General features: G+C 69.4%; 2 protein-coding genes and 1 pseudogene. 1 reads left to right on the top strand and 2 read right to left on the bottom strand.

Going from position 1 to position 2,086, the window contains the following annotated elements:
• A pseudogene (locus AB0D45_RS34765) lies at window positions 1-303 on the top strand (sulfate ABC transporter substrate-binding protein); the annotation flags it as partial.
• Between the two features lie 102 nt (window positions 304-405).
• Here AB0D45_RS34765 and AB0D45_RS34760 read toward each other — a convergent pair.
• Both AB0D45_RS34760 and AB0D45_RS34755 read right to left on the bottom strand, forming a co-directional pair.
• Complete coding sequence (locus tag AB0D45_RS34760) at window positions 406-1,071, bottom strand: 4'-phosphopantetheinyl transferase superfamily protein (protein ID WP_362466690.1); 666 nt, start codon at window positions 1,069-1,071, stop codon at window positions 406-408.
• A 22-nt stretch (window positions 1,072-1,093) separates the two neighbouring features.
• Window positions 1,094-2,086, bottom strand: a 993-nt coding sequence (locus AB0D45_RS34755) for a carboxyl transferase domain-containing protein (protein WP_362466687.1), incomplete at its 5' end; no start/stop codon positions are given.

Raw genomic sequence — 2,086 nt, 5'->3', positions numbered from 1 at the left:
GTGAAGACCAACGAGTGGATCAACGCCAACCCCGACAAGGCGAAGGCCTCCGCGAACGCCAAGCTGGCGGCGGACGGCGGCAAGCCGCTCGACGCAAAGATCATCGACCCGGCATGGTCGAGCATCCTCGTCACCGACGACCCGCTCGCCGCCACGCTGAAGACCGAGTCCGAATGGGCGGTCAAGGCCAAGCTCCTCGAAAAGCCCGACCTGACCGGCATCTACGACCTGACGCTCCTGAACAAGGTCCTCAAGGCCGCCGGCAAGCCCGAGGTCTCCGACGCCGGCCTCGGCGCCAAGTAAGGAGAAGCCGAAGCTCTCGGCCTCGGTGATGTGGCGGGTGGCGTTTCGTCCGCCATACGGGGAACCGCGGTTCCCCGTACGGCGGGTCGTTCCGTGTGCCCATCACCATGGGCGCTGGTCCCCAGCGGGCACCGTGATTCCAGCGACGATGAGGTCCTGGTCGATGAGCCACCGCCCGCTCCACAGGTTTCCGGGGAACGCGGGGTCGGTCTTCAGGAGGCGGGCGGAGAACGTCCCGTCGTAGTGGATCGTGATCTCGGCGTGCCCGAAGTCCAGCACTCGGCGGGCGATGGGGAACCAGGCCTTGTAGACGCACTCCTTCATGCAGAACAGCAGCCGGTCCCAGTGGACCTCGGGCTCCAGGCGGGACAGCTCGGCCGTTCGGCGCCGCTCCGCCGGGAGCGCTATGAGGTCGAGCATGCCCTTGGGGAGGGGGAGATGGGGCTCGGCGTCGATGCCGACCGTGAGGATGTCGGATGACCGGGTCACGGCCGCCGCCCGGTATCCCTTGCAGTGGGTCATGCTCCCGATGACCCCCTCGGGCCATACGGGAGCCCCGCGCTCACCGGTGAGGATCGGAACGGGTGCGATGCCGAGGTCCGCGAGTGCCTCCCGGGCGCACCGGCGCACGGTGGCAAACTCCTGCCTCCGCTTCTCGACGGCGTTGCTCACGATCTCCGACTCGGCGCCCAGGAGGGGTGTGCGGGCCGTATCGCCGAAGGCCTCGGCCGAGGCGACCCCGGGGGCCGGCACGAGCTTCTCGATCACGGTGCACCTGCACTGACACGGATCACTGCGGCGGGTTGCCGTGCTTGCGGGACGGCAGGTCGGCGTGCTTGGTCCGGAGCATCGCGAGGGCGGCGACGAGGACCCCGCGGGTTTCGGCGGGATCGATGACGTCGTCGATCAGGCCGCGCTCGGCCGCGTAGTAGGGGTGCATGAGCTCGGCCTTGTACTCCTTGACCATGCGCGCACGCATGGCCTCGGGGTCCTCGGCCTCCGCGATCTGCCGGCGGAAGACGACGTTGGCGGCGCCTTCGGCGCCCATGACGGCGATCTCGTTGGTGGGCCAGGCGTAGGTCAGGTCGGCGCCGATGGACTGGGAGTCCATGACGATGTAGGCGCCGCCGTAGGCCTTGCGCAGGACCAGCGAGATCCGCGGGACGGTCGCGTTGCAGTACGCGTAGAGCAGCTTGGCGCCGTGGCGGATGATGCCACCGTGCTCCTGGTCGACACCGGGGAGGAATCCGGGGACGTCGAGCAGGGTGACGAGCGGGATGTTGAAGGCGTCGCACATCTGGACGAACCGGGCGGCCTTCTCGCTGGCCTCGATGTCCAGCACGCCCGCGAGGGCCTGGGGCTGGTTGGCGACGATGCCGACGACCTGGCCGCCCAGGCGGGCGAGGGCGCAGATGATGTTGCGCGCCCAGCGCTCGTGGACCTCCAGGACCTCCCCGTCGTCCACGAGTTCCTCGATGACCCGAGCCATGTCGTAGGGCCGGCTGCCGTCGGCCGGGACCAGGTCGAGCAGTACGTCCGAGCGGCGGTCGGCCGGGTCCCCGCAGGTCACCGCGGGCGGATTCTCGCGGTTGTTCTGCGGCAGCAGCGACAGCAGGTACCGGACCTCGGAGATGCAGGTCTCCTCGTCGTCGTACGCGAAGTGCGCGACGCCGGAGGTCTCGGCGTGGACGTCCGCGCCGCCGAGGCCGTTCTGGGTGATCTCCTCGCCGGTCACCGCGCGGACCACGTCCGGGCCGGTGATGAACATCTGCGAGGTGTCCCG

The sequence above is a fragment of the Streptomyces sp. NPDC048352 genome (assembly GCF_040651895.1).
GTDB lineage: Bacteria > Actinomycetota > Actinomycetes > Streptomycetales > Streptomycetaceae > Streptomyces.
This window is presented reverse-complemented; position numbering and strand designations above follow the sequence as displayed.